Below are 16,202 nucleotides of genomic sequence, written 5' to 3'. Positions count from 1 at the left end.
GGACAACTACATCCCCCAGCCGGACCGTGCCATCGACGGCGCCTTCCTGCTGCCGGTTGAAGACGTCTTCTCGATCTCCGGCCGCGGCACCGTCGTGACCGGTCGCGTCGAGCGCGGCATCATCAAGGTCGGCGAAGAAATCGAAATCGTCGGCATCCGCGACGTGCAGAAGACCACCGTCACCGGCGTCGAAATGTTCCGCAAGCTGCTGGACCAGGGTCAAGCGGGCGACAACGTCGGCATCCTGCTGCGCGGCACCAAGCGTGAAGACGTCGAGCGCGGCCAGGTTCTGGCCAAGCCCGGCTCGATCAAGCCGCACACCCACTTCACGGCCGAGATCTACGTCTTGTCCAAGGAAGAGGGCGGCCGCCACACCCCGTTCTTCAACAACTACCGTCCCCAGTTCTACTTCCGTACCACGGACGTGACCGGTGCCGTGGAGCTGCCCAAGGACAAGGAAATGGTCATGCCCGGCGACAACGTCGGCATCACCGTGAAGCTGATCGCGCCGATCGCGATGGAAACGGGCCTGCGCTTCGCCATCCGTGAAGGCGGTCGTACCGTCGGCTCGGGCGTCGTCGCCACGATCCTCGCGTAATTCATGCGTGACGTGCACCGGGAGCCTTGGCCTCCGGTGCTCACCACCTGCTCTTTAAGGAACCGTCATGCAAAAGCAAAAGATCCGCATCCGCCTCAAGGCGTTTGATTACAAGCTGATCGACCAGTCGGCCCTCGAGATCGTCGAGACCGCCAAGCGCACCGGCGCCATCGTCAAGGGCCCCGTGCCCCTGCCGACGCGCATGGAGCGTTTCGACATCCTGCGTTCGCCCCACGTCAACAAGACGAGTCGCGACCAGTTCGAAATCCGCACCCATCAACGCCTGATGGACATCGTCGACCCGACCGACAAGACGGTTGACGCGCTGATGAAGCTCGACCTGCCCGCCGGCGTCGACGTCGAAATCAAGCTGCAGTAATCCAGGGCCTTCGGGCTTGGTAATCCAAGACCTCGGTCCTGCCTCGGCAGGCCGGGGTCTTGTCTTTTGTGCTGGGCGGGGCCTAACGCTTGCATCGGGGCAACCCCGCAGGCTATACTCACCAGCTTTTCCGGGTTGGCCTATGCCTGCTCGGATATTCGCGCGGTGTTTCGCAAGAGATCCTGCACAAGTCAGCCCGGCCAATCGATGTCGGGTGTTCGCAATAGCTTCCGAGGCGTGAGCCGACGGGGCTGGAGAAAAACATGAGTCTGAGCAACCGTCTCGGTTTGCTGGGCCGCAAGGTGGGCATGATGCGCATCTTCACGGACGATGGCGATGCCATCCCTGTGACGGTGCTGGACGTGTCCAACAACCGCGTGACCCAGGTCAAGACCCAAGAGACCGACGGCTACAGCGCCATTCAAGTGGCGTTCGGTACGCGCAAAGCTTCGCGCGTCACCAAGCCTGAAGCCGGCCACCTTGCCAAGGCAGGTGTCGAAGCCGGTGAAATCCTCAAGGAATTCCGCGTCGAAGCCGACGTCGCAGCCCAGTACCAAGCTGGCGCGACCGTTCCGGTGACGTTGTTCGCCGCCGGCCAGCTGGTCGACGTGCAGGGCACGTCCATCGGCAAGGGCTTTGCGGGCACCATCAAGCGCCACAACTTCAGCTCGCAGCGCGCGTCGCACGGTAACAGCCGTTCGCACAACGTGCCGGGCTCGATCTCGATGGCGCAAGACCCGGGCCGTGTGTTCCCGGGCAAGAAGATGACCGGCCACATGGGCGACGAAACCTGCACCACGCAGAACCTGGACATCGTGCGCGTTGACGAAGCCCGTCAACTGCTGCTGGTCCGCGGCGCGGTCCCGGGTTCCAAGAACGGCCACATCGTCGTTCGCCCGGCCGTCAAGGTCAAAGTCAAGAAGGGAGCCAACTGATGCAGCTCGAGCTCCTGAACGAGCAGGGTCAGGCCACCGCCAAGGTGGAAGCGCCTGACACCATCTTCGCTCGCGACTACAACGAAGCCCTGGTGCACCAGGTGGTCGTGGCCTTCCAGGCCAACGCCCGCCAAGGCACTCGTGCCCAGAAGGACCGTGAACAGGTTCATCACTCGACCAAGAAGCCTTTCCGCCAGAAGGGCACCGGCCGCGCTCGCGCCGGTATGACCTCGTCGCCGCTGTGGCGCGGGGGCGGTCGCATCTTCCCGAACATGCCTGACGAGAACTTCTCGCACAAGCTGAACAAGAAGATGTACCGCGCCGGCATGGCTGCGATCCTGTCGCAGCTGGCCCGCGAAGGCCGCCTGGCCGTGGTGGATTCGATCTCGATCGAAGCCCCCAAGACCAAGCTGCTGGCCGCCAAGTTCAAGGCCATGGGCCTGGACTCGGTGCTGGTCATCTCCGATGTCGTGGATGACAACCTGCTGCTGGCTTCGCGCAACCTGGCCAATGTGCTGGTCGTCGAGCCGCGCTACGCCGACCCCCTGTCGCTGGTCTTCTACAAGAAGGTGCTGGTGACCAAGGCTGCGGTCGAGCAACTCAAGGAGATGCTGGCATGAGCGCCCCAAAGTATTCCGAAGGCCGTCTGGCCTCCGTGCTGCTCGCGCCCATCGTGTCCGAAAAGGCCACGCAAGTTGCCGAGAAGCACAACCAGGTCCTGTTCAAGGTCCTGCGCGACGCCACCAAGCCCGAAATCAAGGCCGCTGTTGAACTGATGTTCAAGGTCGAGGTCGAGTCGGTCAACGTCGTCCAGGTCAAGGGCAAGACGAAGCGCTTTGGTGGCCGTGCCGGCCGCCGTGACCACGTCAAGAAGGCCTATGTGGCCCTCAAGGCCGGTCAAGAGCTCAATTTCTCCGGGGAGGCCGCGTAAATGGCCATCGTCAAAGTCAAACCTACCTCGCCCGGTCGCCGTGGCGTCGTCAAGGTGGTGCACAAGCACCTGCACAAGGGCGCGCCCCATGCAGCTTTGCTTGAGCCGCAAATCCAGAATTCGGGCCGCAACAACAACGGTCACATCACGATTCGCCACAAGGGCGGTGGTCACAAGCACCACTACCGCGTGGTCGACTTCAAGCGCAACAAGGACGGCATTCCGGCCAAGGTCGAGACCATCGAGTACGACCCGAACCGCACCGCCCACATTGCGCTGGTGGTGTACGCCGACGGCGAACGCCGCTACGTGATCGCTCCGCGCGGTCTGGAAGTGGGTTCGACCATCCTGAGCGGCGCGGAAGCCCCGATCAAGGCTGGCAACACGCTGCCGATCCGCAACATCCCGGTGGGCTCGACGATTCACTGCATCGAGCTGCAGCCTGGCAAGGGTGCCCAGATGATCCGTTCGGCCGGCACGTCTGCGGTCCTGATGGCTCGCGAAGGCGTTTACGCCCAGATCCGTCTGCGCTCCGGCGAAGTCCGCCGCGTGCACGTCGACTGCCGCGCCACCATCGGTGAAGTGAGCAACGAAGAGCACAGCCTGCGCCAGTACGGCAAGGCCGGCGCGATCCGCTGGAAGGGTATCCGTCCGACCGTTCGCGGTGTGGCGATGAACCCGGTGGATCACCCGCACGGTGGTGGCGAAGGCCGCACCGGCGAGGGCCAGGTCCCTGTGTCGCCGTGGAACACCCTGACGAAGGGCTACCGCACTCGCAACAACAAGCGCACGCAGACGTTCATCGTCTCGCGTCGCAAGAAGTAAGGGCTAGGCCATGACCCGTTCGCTGAAGAAGGGCCCCTTCGTTGACCACCATCTGATGGCCAAGGTCGACAAGGCTGTTGCCATTAAAGACAAGAAGCCCATCAAGACTTGGTCGCGCCGCTCGACGATCCTGCCCGAGTTCATCGGTCTGACGATCGCCGTGCACAACGGCAAGCAGCACGTGCCGGTTTATGTGTCTGACCAGATGGTCGGCCACAAGCTGGGTGAATTCGCACTGACCCGCACCTTCAAAGGCCATCCGGCCGACAAGAAGGCCGGGAAGAAGTAAGGATGCCAACGATGGAAACCAAAGCAATCGTTCGTGGCGTTCGCCTTTCCTGTGACAAGGGTCGCCTCGTGGCTGACCTGATCCGCGGCAAGAAGGTGGACCACGCGCTCAACATCCTGGAATTCACCCAGAAGAAGGCGGCCGTCATCATCAAGAAGGCGCTGGAAAGCGCCATCGCCAACGCCGAGCACAACGACGGCGCTGACATTGATGAACTCAAGGTCACCTCGATCTACGTCGAGCAGGGTGCCACGCTGAAGCGCTTCTCGGCTCGCGCCAAGGGTCGCGGCAACCGCATCAGCAAGCCCACCTGCCACATCTTTGTGGCTGTCGGCAACTAAGGCGCAAGAAGACTATGGGACAGAAAATCCATCCGGTTGGCTTTCGCCTTCCTGTCACCCGTAACTGGGCTTCGCGCTGGTATGCGAACAATCAGAACTTCGCCACGATGCTGGCCGAAGATCTGCGTGTTCGCGAGTACCTGAAGGCCAAGCTCAAGAATGCTGCCGTTTCGCGCATCCTGATTGAGCGCCCCGCCAAGAACGCACGCATCACGATCTACTCGGCTCGCCCGGGCGTCGTGATCGGCAAGAAGGGCGAGGACATCGAAGCGCTGAAGGCTGAACTGACCAAGCGTCTGGGCGTGCCCGTCGCCGTCAACATCGAAGAAGTGCGCAAGCCCGAAGTCGATGCTCAGCTGATCGCCGACTCGATCACCCAGCAGCTCGAGAAGCGCATCATGTTCCGCCGCGCCATGAAGCGCGCGATGCAGAACGCGATGCGTCTGGGTGCCCAGGGCATCAAGATCATGAGCGCTGGTCGTCTGAACGGCATCGAAATCGCTCGTACCGAGTGGTATCGCGAAGGTCGTGTGCCCCTGCACACCCTGAAGGCCGACATCGACTACGGCTTCTCCGAAGCCAAGACCACCTACGGCGTCATCGGCGTCAAGGTCTGGGTCTACCGCGGTGACCGTCTTGCCAATGGCGAGGCTCCGGTCATCAACACCCCCGCAGGCGCCGAAGACGATCGTCGCCCGCGCCGTAACGCCCGTCCGGGCGCTCCTGGTGGCCGTGGCCGTCCGGGTGGCGACCGTGGCCCGCGTGACGGAGCAGATCAGCCCGCTGCCGCCGCCCCCACGGGTGACGCAGCCAAGCCTGCCGCCAAGCGCGTGGTCCGCAAGGTCCCCGCAGCCGGTGGTGAGGCCAAAGGAGAATAAGCATGCTGCAACCCGCTCGTCGTAAATACCGCAAGGAGCAGAAGGGCCGCAACACGGGTGTTGCGACCCGAGGTGCTGCGGTGTCTTTCGGTGATTTCGGCCTCAAGGCCACCGAGCGCGGCCGTCTGACGGCCCGCCAGATCGAAGCGGCTCGCCGCGCGATCTCGCGCCACATCAAGCGCGGTGGTCGAATCTTCATCCGCGTGTTCCCGGACAAGCCCATCTCGCAAAAGCCTGCCGAAGTTCGGATGGGTAACGGCAAGGGCAACCCCGAGTACTACGTCGCTGAAATCCAGCCCGGCAAGGTGATCTACGAGGTTAACGGCGTTCCCGAGCAACTCGCTCGCGAGGCGTTCACGCTGGCTGCTGCCAAGCTGCCGCTGCGTTGCACCTTCGTGGCCCGCCAGGTCGGCACCTGAGGAAGACACCATGAAAGCAACTGAACTCCGCACCAAGGATGTCGCTGCCCTCGAAAAGGAAGTGACCGACTTGCTGAAGGCCCACTTCGGCCTGCGCATGCAAAAGGCCACCCAGCAGCTGACCAACCACAGCCAACTGGGCAAGACCCGCCGCGACATCGCGCGTGCCAAGACCGTCCTGGCACAAAAGAAGAAGGAGGCCACGAAATGACTGAGGCCCAAGTCCAAGCCAAGAACACGCGCACCCTGGTCGGCCGCGTGGTCAGCGACAAGCGTGCCAAGACGGTCACCGTCTTGGTCGAGCGTCGCGCCAAGCACGAGCTCTACGGCAAGATCGTGGCCCGTTCCCGCAAGTACCACGCCCATGACGAAAAGGGCGAGTACAAGATGGGTGACGTCGTCGAGATCAGCGAAGGCCGTCCGATCTCCAAGACCAAGAGCTGGGTCGTGACCCGCCTGGTCGAGAAGGCCGAGATCGTCTAAAGACACCGGTCGCATGACCGCTGCACAACCGGCACGCTGGGCAACTGGCGCGCCGGTTTTTCATTTCCGGAACACTCTCTCAGGAGCGACACCATGATCAAGGTTGGCGACAAGCTGCCCGCAGGCAGCCTGCAGGAATTCATCGAAGTGGAAGGCGAGGGCTGCTCGCTCGGCCCCAACAGCTTCGATATCGAGAAGGCCACGGCCGGCAAGACCATCGCCATCTTTGCCCTGCCGGGCGCCTACACGCCGACCTGCTCGGCCAAGCATGTGCCGGGCTACGTCGAGTCGGCCGAGGCGTTGAAAGCTGCCGGTGTTGACGAGATCTGGTGCGTGTCCGTCAACGACGCCTTTGTCATGGGCGCGTGGGGTCGTGACCAGAAGACCGCCGGCAAGGTCCGCATGATGGCCGACGGTAGCGCCCAGTTCGCCCAGGCCACCGGCCTGACGCTGGACCTCACCGCCAAGGGCATGGGCGTGCGCTCGCAGCGCTACTCGATGCTGGTCAAGGATGGCGTCGTCAAGACGCTGAACGTCGAAGGCCCCGGCAAGTTCGAGGTCAGCGACGCCAGCACGATGCTGGCGCAAGCCAAGGCCGCCTAAGCAATTGGTCATTCCGCGGGCCGGCAGCAGCCGGTCCTGCAAAAACTTCTGCGACAGGCATTGACGCCCCAAGGGTTCTCACTGCATAATGCGCAGCTTCGCCGAACACCAGTGCACCTGCTACGCAGCTGCCCATGCTGGTTTCGGATCCGCCCTCAACCGTTGGGCAGCAAGTGGCGCAACGCTACAAGCTGACTGACTTACGGGCCCAAGACTGACCGACGCGCAGCTCTGCTGCAACTCGGGGCAAGTTGGGGACAGACATGATCCAAATGCAATCGCGGCTTGATGTCGCGGACAACACTGGTGCGAAGTCCGTTCAGTGCATCAAGGTGCTGGGCGGCTCCAAGCGCCGCTATGCGCACATTGGCGACATCATCAAGGTCAGCATCAAAGAAGCTGCCCCGCGTGGTCGCGTGAAGAAGGGCGAGGTCTACAGCGCCGTGGTGGTTCGTACTGCCAAGGGCGTGCGCCGCCAGGACGGCTCGCTCGTCAAGTTCGACGGCAATGCCGCCGTGCTGCTCAACGCCAAGCTGGAGCCGATCGGCACCCGCATCTTCGGCCCGGTGACGCGTGAACTGCGTACCGAGCGCTTCATGAAGATCGTGTCGCTGGCGCCCGAGGTGCTTTGAGCCCCCACTGTCTGAGGTAAGCCATGAACAAGATTCGTACCGGCGACCAGGTCATTGTGCTGACCGGCCGCGACAAGGGTAAGCGCGGCACTGTGTCCGCCCGCACTGACGACGCCCATGTGGTCGTTGACGGCATCAATGTCGTCAAGAAGCACGTCAAGCCCAACCCCATGAAGGGCACCACCGGTGGCGTTGTCGACAAGACCATGCCTATCCATCAATCCAACGTGGCGATCTTCAACGCCGCCTCCGGCAAGGCCGATCGTGTGGGCGTCAAGCTCGTCGACGGCAAGCGGGTGCGCGTGTTCAAGTCGACCGGCGAAGAGATCAAGGCTTAAGAGGTCCCTCATGGCTCGTCTTCAAACGCATTACCGCGAAAAAATCGTGCCCGGCCTGGTCGAGAAGTTCGGCTACAAGTCGGTCATGGAGGTGCCTCGCATCACCAAGATCACGCTCAACATGGGCGTGAGCGAGGCTGTCGCCGACAAGAAGGTCATGGACCACGCCGTGGGCGACCTGACCAAGATCGCCGGCCAGAAGCCCGTCGTCACGAAGTCGAAAAAGGCAATCGCCGGCTTCAAGATCCGTGACGCGGTGCCCATCGGCGCGATGGTCACCCTGCGCGGCGTCCAGATGTATGAATTCCTGGACCGCTTCGTGACGATCGCCCTGCCGCGCGTTCGCGACTTCCGGGGTATCTCCGGTCGCTCGTTCGATGGCCGTGGCAACTACAACATCGGCGTCAAAGAACAGATCATCTTCCCCGAAATCGAATACGACAAGGTGGATGCTCTGCGTGGTCTGAACATCAGCATCACGACGACTGCCAAGACGGACGACGAAGCCAAGGCTCTCCTGGCTGCGTTCAAGTTCCCGTTCAAGAACTGAGGTGATCTGTGGCTAAAACTTCCATCAAACAACGTGAACTGAAGCGCGAAGCACTCGTCGCCAAGTTCGCGAAGAAGTACGCAGAACTGAAGGCCATCATCGACGACAGCAAAAAGTCGGATGAAGAGCGCTACGCCGCTCGCCTCGAACTGCAGAAGCTGCCCCGTAACGCCTACCCGACTCGCCTGCGCAACCGCTGCGAGCTGACCGGTCGTCCGCGTGGCACCTTCCGCAAGTTCGGCCTGGCCCGTAACAAGATTCGTGAACTGGCCTTCAAGGGCGACATCCCCGGTGTCGTCAAGGCCAGCTGGTAATCGGCCGATAGGAGTATTCGCAAATGAGCATGAGTGATCCCATCGCCGATATGCTGACCCGCATCCGCAACGCGCAGATCGTCGAAAAGACGAGCGTTGCCATGCCGTCGTCCAAGCTAAAGGTGGCGATTGCCAAAGTCCTGAAGGACGAAGGCTATATCGATGACTTCGCCGTTCGCGGCGAAGCAGCCCGCCCCGAGCTGGAAATCGCGCTGAAGTACTACGCTGGCCGTCCGGTCATCGAACGTATCGAGCGCGTCAGCCGCCCCGGCCTGCGCATCTACAAGGGCCGCCACGACATTCCTCAGGTCATGAATGGCCTGGGTGTGGCGATCGTCACCACCCCGCAAGGTGTGATGACGGACCGCAAGGCGCGCGCTGCCGGTATCGGCGGTGAAGTGCTCTGCTACGTCGCCTAAGCGAAGGAGAGACGAACAATGTCCCGCGTAGGAAAAATGCCGGTCGCCATTCCGCAAGGCGTGGATGTGACCGTGTCTGCTGACTCGATCAGCATCAAGGGCTCGCTCGGTACGCTGGTGCGTACCGCTAACAAGCTCGTCACCGTCAAGAACGAAGCCGGCAAGCTGAGCTTCGTTCCCGCCAACGATTCGGCTGAAGCCGATGCGATGAGCGGCACGATGCGTGCGCTGGTGGCCAATATGGTCAGTGGCGTTAGCAAAGGCTTCGAGCGCAAGCTGAACCTGGTCGGCGTGGGTTTCCGCGCCCAGGCCCAGGGCCAGAAGCTCAACCTTCAGATCGGCTTCTCGCACCCCGTGGTGAAGGACATGCCGGCTGGCATCAAGGTCGAGTGCCCGACCCAGACGGAAATCGTCATCAAGGGCGCTGACCGTCAGGTCGTCGGCCAGATCGCCGCCGAGGTGCGCGCCTTCCGTCCGCCTGAGCCCTACAAGGGCAAGGGCATCCGTTATTCGGATGAGAAGGTCTCCCTCAAAGAGACCAAGAAGAAGTAAGGAGCAGCGCCATGATGACCAAGAAAGAACAACGCCTGCGTCGTTCGCGCCAGACCCGCGCTCGCATTGCGATCCAGCGCGTGGCCCGTCTGACGGTGTTCCGCTCCAACCTGCATATCTACGCCCAAGTCGTCTCGGAAGACGGCGCCAAGGTGTTGGCTGCAGCCTCCACTGCCGAGAAGTCGGTCCGCGAACAGCTGAGCAGCAACGGCGGCAACGTCGCCGCTGCCACGCTGGTGGGCAAGCTGATCGCCGAGAAGGCCAAGGCCGCTGGCGTCGAGAAGGTTGCCTTCGACCGCTCCGGTTTTGCCTACCACGGCCGTGTCAAGGCCCTGGCCGAAGCAGCCCGCGAAGCCGGCCTGCAGTTCTGACGCATCAAGGAATAAGAAATGGCAAAGTTTCAACCCCGCGGCGCTCAGGCTGAAGGCAACGACGACGGCCTGAAGGAAAAGATGATCGCGGTCAACCGCGTGACCAAGGTTGTGAAGGGTGGCCGTACGCTGTCCTTCGCCGCTCTGACCGTGGTCGGTGATGGCGATGGCCGCATCGGCATGGGCAAGGGCAAGGCCAAGGAAGTGCCGGTCGCCGTGCAGAAGGCCATGGAGTCGGCTCGCCGCAACATGGTCAAGGTCAGCCTGAAGAACGGCACCATCCACCACAACGTGGTGGGCGAGCACGGTGCTGCACACGTCATCATGGCCCCGGCTCCTGCCGGTACCGGCGTCATCGCCGGCGGCCCGATGCGCGCCGTCTTCGAAGTGATGGGCGTGACCGACATCGTGACCAAGAGCCACGGTTCGACCAACCCTTACAACATGGTCCGCGCCACGCTGGACGCTCTGAAGCGTTCAACCACGCCGGCCTCTGTCGCAGCCAAGCGCGGCAAGACTGTTGAAGAAATCTTCAACTGATCGCCCAAGCGGAGCACAAGATGTCTGACAAGAAAACCGTGACGGTCAAGCTGGTGCGTAGCCCCATCGGCTGCCGCGCCTCGCACCGTGCCACCGTGGTCGGCCTGGGTCTGCGTCGGCTGAACAGCCAGAGCACCCTGGAAGACACGCCCGCAGTGCGCGGCATGATCAACAAGATCGCTTATCTGGTGCAAGTGCTCTAAGCGCGGCACACAAGAGGACAAGACGATGGAACTCAACACGATCAAGCCCGCTGAGGGCTCCAAGCATGCCAAGCGCCGTGTCGGCCGCGGCATCGGCTCGGGCCTGGGCAAGACCGCAGGTCGTGGCCACAAGGGCCAGAAGTCCCGCGCTGGTGGCTACCACAAGGTCGGCTTCGAAGGCGGCCAGATGCCGCTGCAACGTCGCCTGCCCAAGCGTGGCTTCAAGTCGCTGACGCTGAAGTACAGCGTCGAGATCAACCTGTCGGACCTGCAAGGTCTGGCCGGCGAAGAGATCGACGTGTCGACGCTGAAGGCGGTCGGCCTGGTGCCCCAACTGGCTAAGTCAGTCAAGGTCATCCTGTCCGGCGCCATCGAGCGCAAGGTCACGCTGAAGGGCGTGAACGCCACGAAGGGCGCCAAGGCGGCCATCGAGGCGGCCGGCGGCTCGGTCGCTTAATTCACAGCGCACAAGGAACTGATCCAGCGTGGCTACCAACGCGAATCAGCTGGCCAAGAGCGGCAAGTTCGGCGACCTGCGTCGTCGGCTTGTGTTCCTGCTGCTGGCTCTGGTCGTCTACCGCATCGGGGCGCATATCCCCGTGCCCGGTATCGACCCGAACCAGCTGGCCCAATTCTTCAAGGGCCAGGCCGGTGGCATCCTGAGCCTGTTCAACATGTTCTCGGGCGGCGCGCTGTCGCGCTTCACCGTGTTCGCGTTGGGCATTACGCCTTACATCTCGGCGTCCATCGTTTTACAGCTGATGACCTACGTCGTGCCGACGCTGGAACAGCTGAAGAAGGAAGGCGAAGCCGGGCGTCGCAAGATCACCCAGTACACGCGTTATGCGACGCTGGGTCTGGCTCTGTTCCAGAGCCTGTCGATCGCATTGGCGCTGGAAGGCTCTGCTGGCCTGGTGCTGAACCCTGGTTTCGGCTTCCGCCTGACCGCAGTGTCCAGCCTGGTGGCCGGCACGATGTTCCTGATGTGGCTGGGTGAGCAGATCACCGAGCGCGGTCTGGGCAATGGCATCTCGATCCTGATCTTCGGCGGTATCGCCGCGGGTCTGCCGGGTGCGATCGGTGGCCTGTTCGAGCTGGTGCGTACCGGTGCGATGGGTTACGGCTCGGCGCTGATCGTGATCTCGCTGGTCGTGCTGGTGACCTTCGCCGTGGTCTTCGTCGAACGTGGCCAACGCAAGATCCTCGTGAACTATGCGAAGCGCCAGGTCGGCAACAAGGTCTACGGCGGCCAGTCGTCGCACCTGCCGCTGAAGCTGAACATGTCCGGCGTGATCCCGCCGATCTTTGCTTCGTCGATCATCCTGCTGCCGACAACGGTGGTGAGCTGGTTCGCGACGGGTGATGGTCTGCGCTGGTTGAAGGACCTGGCCGGCATGGTCAGCCCGGGTCAGCCGATCTATGTGCTGCTGTATTCGGCTGCCATCGTGTTCTTCTGCTTCTTCTACACGGCGCTGGTGTTCAACAGTCGTGAGACCGCAGACAACCTGAAGAAGAGTGGCGCGTTCATTCCGGGCATTCGTCCGGGTGAGCAGACCGCCAAGCACATCGACAAGATCCTTTCGCGGCTCACGCTGGCTGGTGCGATCTACATCACGCTGGTCTGCCTGCTGCCCGAATTCCTGACGCTGAAGTACAACGTTCCGTTCTACTTTGGTGGCACTTCCCTGTTGATCATCGTCGTCGTGACGATGGACTTCTGGGCCCAGGTGCAGAGCTACATCATGAGTCAGCAGTACGAGTCACTGCTGAAGAAGGCCAGCTTCAAGCCCTGAGGGCGCGGAGCTGATCGTTAACCAAGATTGATTCCAACAACAATCCTGAACGTACGGCATGGCGAAAGACGACGTCATTCAAATGCAGGGCGAGATTCTTGAGAACCTCCCCAACGCCACGTTCAGAGTCAAGTTGGAGAACGGGCATGTCGTTCTCGGTCACATCTCCGGCAAGATGCGGATGCACTACATCCGCATCCTGCCTGGCGACAAAGTGACCGTAGAGCTGACACCCTACGATTTGAGTCGTGCTCGCATCGTGTTCCGGGCGAAGTGAGCTGTTTGAACCCCCGGACGCGTGTGAGCGCAAAGAAGTTAGGCCAAGGAGCAGACCATGAAAGTTTCGGCATCCGTTAAGCAGATGTGCCGCAATTGCAAGATCATCCGCCGCAAGGGCGTGGTGCGTGTGATCTGCACCGACCCGCGCCACAAGCAGCGCCAGGGCTGAGCCCCAGCTCGCACGACAGGACTAGAGGACAACCATGGCACGTATTGCTGGTATCAACATTCCGCCGCAAAAGCACACTGAGATCGGTCTGACCTCGATCTACGGCATTGGCCGTACGACCGCTCAGCAGATCTGCACGAACTGCGGCATTCCGTTCGACAAGAAGGTCAAGGACCTGAACGACGGCGATCTCGAAAAGATCCGTGACGAGGTCAACAAGTTGACCATCGAAGGTGACCTGCGCCGTGAGCAGTCCATCAACATCAAGCGTCTGATGGACCTCGGTTGCTACCGCGGCTTCCGTCACCGCCGTGGCCTGCCGATGCGTGGTCAACGCACCCGTACGAATGCCCGTACCCGCAAGGGTCCGCGCAAGTCGGCTGCGACCGGCAAGAAGTAAGCTGCCCGAACTGAAAGAAGCTCATCATGGCAAAAGCACCCAACAATTCGGCTGCCCAGCGGGTTCGCAAGAAGGTCCGCAAGAACGTTGCAGACGGCATCGCGCACGTCCACGCCTCGTTCAACAACACCATCATCACCATCACTGACCGTCAAGGCGGCGCCCTGTCGTGGGCTTCGTCGGGTGGCCAAGGCTTCAAGGGCTCGCGCAAGTCGACCCCCTTTGCAGCCCAGGTGGCAGCTGAAGTGGCTGGCCGCGCTGCACAAGAGCAGGGCATCAAGAACCTCGACGTCAAGATCAAGGGCCCCGGCCCGGGTCGTGAGTCGTCGGTTCGCGCCCTGGCAGCGCTGGGCATTCGCATCAACTCGATCTCTGACGTGACGCCCGTGCCGCACAACGGCTGCCGTCCGCAGAAGCGTCGCCGTATCTGATCCCATTCACCTCTAGGTGACAGGGACATTGCAGATTCGGATGGCGGTGCGATAATCGCGCGTTTTCCCGGAGCCGGCGGGCACTTTGTGCCGCGCCGGCTTCAGTCTTGAGTCGATCTCATTTTCGAGACGGCTCATAAGCCCACCGTCCAAGCCCATAAAAACACCGGCTGGACTCGCGTCAACAACCTCGGATTTGAGGCTTGGCGTCAGATTGAACAAGGACACGCAAAGTGGCACGTTACCTCGGCCCCAAGGGCAAACTTTCCCGCCGCGAAGGCACCGACCTCTACCTGAAGAGCGCCCGCCGCGCCATCAGCGACAAGGTCAAGTTCGACTCCAAGCCCGGCCAGCACGGCCGCACCTCCGGCCAGCGCACGTCCGACTTCGGCCTGCAGCTGCGCGAGAAGCAGAAGGTCAAGCGCATGTACGGCGTGCTGGAGCGCCAGTTCCGCCGCTACTTCGCCGAAGCCGAGCGCCGCAAGGGCTCGACCGGCGTGAACCTGCTGCAACTGCTGGAATCGCGCCTGGACAACGTCGTCTACCGCATGGGCTTCGGCTCCACCCGCGCAGAAGCCCGTCAGCTGGTTTCGCACAAGGGTGTCACGGTGAACGGCGAGGTCGTCAACATCGCTTCCTACCTGGTCAAGGCCGGTGACACCGTCGCCGTTCGCGACAAGGCCAAGAAGCAGCTGCGCGTCACCGAGTCGTTCAAGCTCGCCGACTCCATCGGCCTGCCGGCCTGGGTCAGCGTCGACGGCACCAAGCTCGAAGGCGTGTTCAAGAAGGCTCCGGACCGCGATGAGTTCGGCGCCGAGATCAACGAATCGCTGATCGTCGAGTTGTACTCGCGTTAATCGTTTCCCCCGCCGACCACGCCTGCTTTGGGCGCGGTCGGCGTTTCCTCGTCCGGGCTTTTGCCCTTCGTAGGCTCTGCCCGGCTGGTCCTCAGCCTTATCGGTGTAACGAACCGAGGGTATTGAAAGAAAGACCTCATGCAAACCAACTTGCTCAAACCCAAGTCCATCAACGTGGAGCCCCTGGGCGGTCATCGCGCCAAGGTCACCCTGGAGCCGTTCGAACGCGGCTACGGTCACACCCTGGGCAACGCCCTGCGCCGTGTGCTGCTCTCGTCGATGGTGGGGTATGCGCCGACGGAAGTGACGATTGCCGGCGTGCTCCACGAGTACTCGGCCATCGACGGCGTGCAAGAGGACGTGGTTCACATCATGCTGAACCTCAAGGGCGTCGTCTTCCGCCTGCACAACCGTGAAGAAGTGACCCTGGTCCTGCGCAAGGAAGGCGAAGGCCCCGTCACCGCGGCCGACATCCAGACCCCGCACGACGTCGAGATCATCAATCCCGAGCACGTCATCGCCCACCTGTCGCAAGGCGGCAAGCTGGACATGCAGATCAAGGTCGAGAAGGGCCGTGGCTATGTGCCCGGCACGATGCGCCGCTTCGGCGACGAGCCGACCAAGAGCATCGGCCGCATCGTCCTCGACGCCTCGTTCTCGCCCGTCAAGCGCGTCAGCTACGCCGTCGAAAACGCCCGCGTCGAGCAGCGTACCGACCTGGACAAGCTGGTCATGGAAATCGAAACCAACGGCGCCATCTCGCCCGAGGAAGCGATCCGTGCTTCGGCCAAGATCCTGGTTGAGCAGCTGGCCGTTTTCGCCCAGCTGCAAGGCACCGACCTGGTCGACGCCTTCGACCAGCCGGCCCAGCGCTCCAGCAGCTTCGACCCGATCCTGCTGCGCCCGGTCGACGAACTCGAGCTCACCGTGCGTTCGGCCAACTGCCTGAAGGCCGAAAACATCTACTACATCGGCGATCTGATCCAGCGCACCGAGACCGAGCTGCTGAAGACCCCCAATCTGGGTCGCAAGTCGCTCAACGAGATCAAGGAAGTCCTGGCTTCCCGCGGCCTCACCCTCGGCGCCCGCCTGGAAAACTGGCCCCCGCAAGGCCTGGACAAGCGGTAATCCGCTTCGCTCGAACAGAAAAGACGGCCTGAAGGCCGTCATCGGATGACAAACGCACTTTGGTGCGTTTGATCGTGCAACCAGCAGTACCTGATCCGGCTGCTGGCATTAACAAAGTGAAAAAGGAATAGCACCATGCGTCACCGTAACGGCCTCCGTAAACTCAACCGCACCAGCGCCCACCGCGCTGCCATGCTGCGCAATATGTGCGTGTCTCTGCTCGAGCACGAAGCCATCAAGACCACGGTCCCCAAGGCCAAGGAACTGCGCCGCGTTGTTGAGCCCCTCATCACGCTCGCCAAGGAACCTACGCTGGCCAACCGCCGCCTGGCTTTCGACCGCCTGCGCGACCGCGACATCGTCAGCAAGCTGTTCAACGTGCTGGGCCCGCGCTTCGCGGCTCGTCCGGGCGGCTACACCCGCATCCTGAAGATGGGCTTCCGCGTCGGCGACAACGCGCCCATGGCTTTCGTTGAGCTGGTGGATCGCGCCGAAGGCGAGACCGCTGGCGAAGCCGTCGAATAAGTTCAGCCCGCGCTGATCCA

At 62.2% G+C, this 16,202-nt stretch carries 31 protein-coding genes; all 31 read left to right on the top strand.

All coding sequences use genetic code 11. From position 1 onward, the window contains the following. Positions 1-598 (top strand): EF-Tu C-terminal domain-related protein (locus tag ACXJLH_RS28585; protein ID WP_457447797.1); only part of this gene is annotated, 598 nt, incomplete at its 5' end. A gap of 67 nt (positions 599-665) precedes the next feature. Further along, complete coding sequence (gene rpsJ, locus ACXJLH_RS28580) at positions 666-977, top strand: 30S ribosomal protein S10 (protein WP_056194266.1); 312 nt, start codon at positions 666-668, stop codon at positions 975-977. Positions 978-1,240: 263 nt separating this feature from the next. Continuing rightward, complete coding sequence (rplC, locus tag ACXJLH_RS28575) at positions 1,241-1,912, top strand: 50S ribosomal protein L3 (protein ID WP_056194263.1); 672 nt, start codon at positions 1,241-1,243, stop codon at positions 1,910-1,912. After that, entirely contained in the window at positions 1,912-2,532 is a 621-nt protein-coding gene (gene rplD / locus ACXJLH_RS28570) for a 50S ribosomal protein L4 (RefSeq protein ID WP_056194259.1), read from the top strand. Before rplC ends, rplD begins: the two co-directional genes overlap by 1 nt. Then, positions 2,529-2,843 (top strand): 50S ribosomal protein L23, encoded by a 315-nt coding sequence (rplW, locus tag ACXJLH_RS28565; RefSeq protein WP_056194256.1) that lies wholly within the window; start codon positions 2,529-2,531, stop codon positions 2,841-2,843. The genes rplD and rplW overlap by 4 nt, the downstream gene beginning before the upstream one ends. Next, positions 2,844-3,668, top strand: a complete 825-nt coding sequence (rplB, locus tag ACXJLH_RS28560) for a 50S ribosomal protein L2 (protein ID WP_056194253.1) — start codon at positions 2,844-2,846, stop codon at positions 3,666-3,668. 10 nt (positions 3,669-3,678) lie between these two features. Continuing rightward, positions 3,679-3,957 carry a 30S ribosomal protein S19 gene (rpsS, locus tag ACXJLH_RS28555; protein ID WP_056194250.1) on the top strand — a complete coding sequence of 93 codons (279 nt, stop codon included), beginning with the start codon at positions 3,679-3,681 and terminating at the stop codon, positions 3,955-3,957. Positions 3,958-3,968: 11 nt separating this feature from the next. Further along, a complete protein-coding gene (gene rplV, locus ACXJLH_RS28550; protein ID WP_056194291.1) occupies positions 3,969-4,298 on the top strand; it encodes a 50S ribosomal protein L22 in 330 nt (109 codons plus the stop codon). Positions 4,299-4,312: 14 nt separating this feature from the next. Further along, on the top strand, positions 4,313-5,176 hold the full coding sequence (gene rpsC, locus ACXJLH_RS28545) for a 30S ribosomal protein S3 (protein WP_056194248.1): 864 nt from the start codon (positions 4,313-4,315) through the stop codon (positions 5,174-5,176). 2 nt (positions 5,177-5,178) lie between these two features. Next, the gene (gene rplP / locus ACXJLH_RS28540) at positions 5,179-5,595 is read left to right on the top strand and encodes a 50S ribosomal protein L16 (RefSeq protein ID WP_056194244.1); all 417 of its coding nucleotides are present in this window, start codon (positions 5,179-5,181) and stop codon (positions 5,593-5,595) included. A 10-nt stretch (positions 5,596-5,605) separates the two neighbouring features. Beyond that, entirely contained in the window at positions 5,606-5,806 is a 201-nt protein-coding gene (rpmC, locus tag ACXJLH_RS28535) for a 50S ribosomal protein L29 (RefSeq protein WP_056194241.1), read from the top strand. Then, a complete protein-coding gene (gene rpsQ, locus ACXJLH_RS28530; protein WP_056194239.1) occupies positions 5,803-6,078 on the top strand; it encodes a 30S ribosomal protein S17 in 276 nt (91 codons plus the stop codon). The genes rpmC and rpsQ overlap by 4 nt, the downstream gene beginning before the upstream one ends. 93 nt (positions 6,079-6,171) lie before the next feature. Beyond that, positions 6,172-6,681 (top strand): redoxin family protein, encoded by a 510-nt coding sequence (locus ACXJLH_RS28525; protein WP_457447795.1) that lies wholly within the window; start codon positions 6,172-6,174, stop codon positions 6,679-6,681. 263 nt (positions 6,682-6,944) lie between these two features. After that, positions 6,945-7,313: a 50S ribosomal protein L14 gene (gene rplN, locus ACXJLH_RS28520; RefSeq protein ID WP_056194233.1), complete on the top strand. Its 369-nt coding sequence runs from the start codon at positions 6,945-6,947 to the stop codon at positions 7,311-7,313. A 23-nt stretch (positions 7,314-7,336) separates the two neighbouring features. Then, positions 7,337-7,651, top strand: coding sequence for a 50S ribosomal protein L24 (rplX, locus tag ACXJLH_RS28515; RefSeq protein WP_056194230.1), 315 nt, complete (start codon positions 7,337-7,339; stop codon positions 7,649-7,651). Positions 7,652-7,661: 10 nt separating this feature from the next. After that, positions 7,662-8,201: a 50S ribosomal protein L5 gene (gene rplE, locus ACXJLH_RS28510; protein WP_056194227.1), complete on the top strand. Its 540-nt coding sequence runs from the start codon at positions 7,662-7,664 to the stop codon at positions 8,199-8,201. 8 nt (positions 8,202-8,209) lie between these two features. Then, the gene (gene rpsN, locus ACXJLH_RS28505; protein WP_056194224.1) at positions 8,210-8,515 is read left to right on the top strand and encodes a 30S ribosomal protein S14; all 306 of its coding nucleotides are present in this window, start codon (positions 8,210-8,212) and stop codon (positions 8,513-8,515) included. Between the two features lie 23 nt (positions 8,516-8,538). Then, a complete protein-coding gene (gene rpsH, locus ACXJLH_RS28500) occupies positions 8,539-8,934 on the top strand; it encodes a 30S ribosomal protein S8 (protein ID WP_056194221.1) in 396 nt (131 codons plus the stop codon). A gap of 18 nt (positions 8,935-8,952) precedes the next feature. Then, positions 8,953-9,486: a 50S ribosomal protein L6 gene (rplF, locus tag ACXJLH_RS28495; protein ID WP_056194218.1), complete on the top strand. Its 534-nt coding sequence runs from the start codon at positions 8,953-8,955 to the stop codon at positions 9,484-9,486. A gap of 11 nt (positions 9,487-9,497) precedes the next feature. After that, positions 9,498-9,857, top strand: coding sequence for a 50S ribosomal protein L18 (gene rplR / locus ACXJLH_RS28490; RefSeq protein WP_056194215.1), 360 nt, complete (start codon positions 9,498-9,500; stop codon positions 9,855-9,857). Between the two features lie 18 nt (positions 9,858-9,875). Further along, positions 9,876-10,397: a 30S ribosomal protein S5 gene (rpsE, locus tag ACXJLH_RS28485; RefSeq protein WP_056194212.1), complete on the top strand. Its 522-nt coding sequence runs from the start codon at positions 9,876-9,878 to the stop codon at positions 10,395-10,397. A 20-nt stretch (positions 10,398-10,417) separates the two neighbouring features. Next, a complete protein-coding gene (gene rpmD / locus ACXJLH_RS28480; protein ID WP_056194210.1) occupies positions 10,418-10,600 on the top strand; it encodes a 50S ribosomal protein L30 in 183 nt (60 codons plus the stop codon). A gap of 25 nt (positions 10,601-10,625) precedes the next feature. Continuing rightward, complete coding sequence (gene rplO / locus ACXJLH_RS28475; protein WP_056194207.1) at positions 10,626-11,057, top strand: 50S ribosomal protein L15; 432 nt, start codon at positions 10,626-10,628, stop codon at positions 11,055-11,057. Between the two features lie 28 nt (positions 11,058-11,085). Continuing rightward, entirely contained in the window at positions 11,086-12,393 is a 1,308-nt protein-coding gene (gene secY, locus ACXJLH_RS28470; protein WP_056194205.1) for a preprotein translocase subunit SecY, read from the top strand. A 58-nt stretch (positions 12,394-12,451) separates the two neighbouring features. After that, positions 12,452-12,670 carry a translation initiation factor IF-1 gene (infA, locus tag ACXJLH_RS28465; RefSeq protein WP_009855680.1) on the top strand — a complete coding sequence of 73 codons (219 nt, stop codon included), beginning with the start codon at positions 12,452-12,454 and terminating at the stop codon, positions 12,668-12,670. A 57-nt stretch (positions 12,671-12,727) separates the two neighbouring features. Further along, on the top strand, positions 12,728-12,841 hold the full coding sequence (rpmJ, locus tag ACXJLH_RS28460; RefSeq protein ID WP_056194202.1) for a 50S ribosomal protein L36: 114 nt from the start codon (positions 12,728-12,730) through the stop codon (positions 12,839-12,841). A gap of 34 nt (positions 12,842-12,875) precedes the next feature. Next, on the top strand, positions 12,876-13,241 hold the full coding sequence (gene rpsM / locus ACXJLH_RS28455) for a 30S ribosomal protein S13 (protein ID WP_056194199.1): 366 nt from the start codon (positions 12,876-12,878) through the stop codon (positions 13,239-13,241). Positions 13,242-13,267: 26 nt separating this feature from the next. Beyond that, a complete protein-coding gene (gene rpsK, locus ACXJLH_RS28450) occupies positions 13,268-13,672 on the top strand; it encodes a 30S ribosomal protein S11 (protein WP_056194196.1) in 405 nt (134 codons plus the stop codon). A gap of 233 nt (positions 13,673-13,905) precedes the next feature. After that, complete coding sequence (rpsD, locus tag ACXJLH_RS28445) at positions 13,906-14,529, top strand: 30S ribosomal protein S4 (protein WP_056194191.1); 624 nt, start codon at positions 13,906-13,908, stop codon at positions 14,527-14,529. 138 nt (positions 14,530-14,667) lie between these two features. After that, on the top strand, positions 14,668-15,657 hold the full coding sequence (locus ACXJLH_RS28440) for a DNA-directed RNA polymerase subunit alpha (protein WP_056194188.1): 990 nt from the start codon (positions 14,668-14,670) through the stop codon (positions 15,655-15,657). A gap of 135 nt (positions 15,658-15,792) precedes the next feature. Next, positions 15,793-16,182, top strand: a complete 390-nt coding sequence (rplQ, locus tag ACXJLH_RS28435) for a 50S ribosomal protein L17 (protein ID WP_056194184.1) — start codon at positions 15,793-15,795, stop codon at positions 16,180-16,182. The last annotated feature ends 20 nt before the right edge of the window (positions 16,183-16,202 follow it).

The sequence above is a fragment of the Roseateles sp. P5_E4 genome (genome assembly GCF_054049255.1).
The sequence above is the reverse complement of the archived record's forward strand: the minus strand, read 5'-3'. Positions and strand labels throughout refer to the sequence as shown.

Bases quoted from the DNA above. Each gene is read 5' to 3' on its own strand.
- rpsJ (WP_056194266.1), top strand. From the start codon at position 666: ATGCAAAAGCAAAAGATCCGCATCCGCCTCAAGGCGTTTGATTACAAG.
- infA (WP_009855680.1), top strand. From the start codon at position 12,452: ATGGCGAAAGACGACGTCATTCAAATGCAGGGCGAGATTCTTGAGAAC.
- rplX (WP_056194230.1), top strand. From the start codon at position 7,337: ATGAACAAGATTCGTACCGGCGACCAGGTCATTGTGCTGACCGGCCGC.
- rplD (WP_056194259.1), top strand. From the start codon at position 1,912: ATGCAGCTCGAGCTCCTGAACGAGCAGGGTCAGGCCACCGCCAAGGTG.
- rplF (WP_056194218.1), top strand. From the start codon at position 8,953: ATGTCCCGCGTAGGAAAAATGCCGGTCGCCATTCCGCAAGGCGTGGAT.
- rpsK (WP_056194196.1), top strand. From the start codon at position 13,268: ATGGCAAAAGCACCCAACAATTCGGCTGCCCAGCGGGTTCGCAAGAAG.
- rplR (WP_056194215.1), top strand. From the start codon at position 9,498: ATGATGACCAAGAAAGAACAACGCCTGCGTCGTTCGCGCCAGACCCGC.
- ACXJLH_RS28440 (WP_056194188.1), top strand. From the start codon at position 14,668: ATGCAAACCAACTTGCTCAAACCCAAGTCCATCAACGTGGAGCCCCTG.
- rplO (WP_056194207.1), top strand. From the start codon at position 10,626: ATGGAACTCAACACGATCAAGCCCGCTGAGGGCTCCAAGCATGCCAAG.
- rplC (WP_056194263.1), top strand. From the start codon at position 1,241: ATGAGTCTGAGCAACCGTCTCGGTTTGCTGGGCCGCAAGGTGGGCATG.
- rplV (WP_056194291.1), top strand. From the start codon at position 3,969: ATGGAAACCAAAGCAATCGTTCGTGGCGTTCGCCTTTCCTGTGACAAG.
- rpmJ (WP_056194202.1), top strand. From the start codon at position 12,728: ATGAAAGTTTCGGCATCCGTTAAGCAGATGTGCCGCAATTGCAAGATC.
- rpsQ (WP_056194239.1), top strand. From the start codon at position 5,803: ATGACTGAGGCCCAAGTCCAAGCCAAGAACACGCGCACCCTGGTCGGC.
- rpsH (WP_056194221.1), top strand. From the start codon at position 8,539: ATGAGCATGAGTGATCCCATCGCCGATATGCTGACCCGCATCCGCAAC.
- rplB (WP_056194253.1), top strand. From the start codon at position 2,844: ATGGCCATCGTCAAAGTCAAACCTACCTCGCCCGGTCGCCGTGGCGTC.
- rpmD (WP_056194210.1), top strand. From the start codon at position 10,418: ATGTCTGACAAGAAAACCGTGACGGTCAAGCTGGTGCGTAGCCCCATC.
- rpsC (WP_056194248.1), top strand. From the start codon at position 4,313: ATGGGACAGAAAATCCATCCGGTTGGCTTTCGCCTTCCTGTCACCCGT.
- rpsS (WP_056194250.1), top strand. From the start codon at position 3,679: ATGACCCGTTCGCTGAAGAAGGGCCCCTTCGTTGACCACCATCTGATG.
- ACXJLH_RS28525 (WP_457447795.1), top strand. From the start codon at position 6,172: ATGATCAAGGTTGGCGACAAGCTGCCCGCAGGCAGCCTGCAGGAATTC.
- rpsM (WP_056194199.1), top strand. From the start codon at position 12,876: ATGGCACGTATTGCTGGTATCAACATTCCGCCGCAAAAGCACACTGAG.
- rpsE (WP_056194212.1), top strand. From the start codon at position 9,876: ATGGCAAAGTTTCAACCCCGCGGCGCTCAGGCTGAAGGCAACGACGAC.
- rplN (WP_056194233.1), top strand. From the start codon at position 6,945: ATGATCCAAATGCAATCGCGGCTTGATGTCGCGGACAACACTGGTGCG.
- rplQ (WP_056194184.1), top strand. From the start codon at position 15,793: ATGCGTCACCGTAACGGCCTCCGTAAACTCAACCGCACCAGCGCCCAC.
- rplP (WP_056194244.1), top strand. From the start codon at position 5,179: ATGCTGCAACCCGCTCGTCGTAAATACCGCAAGGAGCAGAAGGGCCGC.
- rplE (WP_056194227.1), top strand. From the start codon at position 7,662: ATGGCTCGTCTTCAAACGCATTACCGCGAAAAAATCGTGCCCGGCCTG.
- rpmC (WP_056194241.1), top strand. From the start codon at position 5,606: ATGAAAGCAACTGAACTCCGCACCAAGGATGTCGCTGCCCTCGAAAAG.
- rplW (WP_056194256.1), top strand. From the start codon at position 2,529: ATGAGCGCCCCAAAGTATTCCGAAGGCCGTCTGGCCTCCGTGCTGCTC.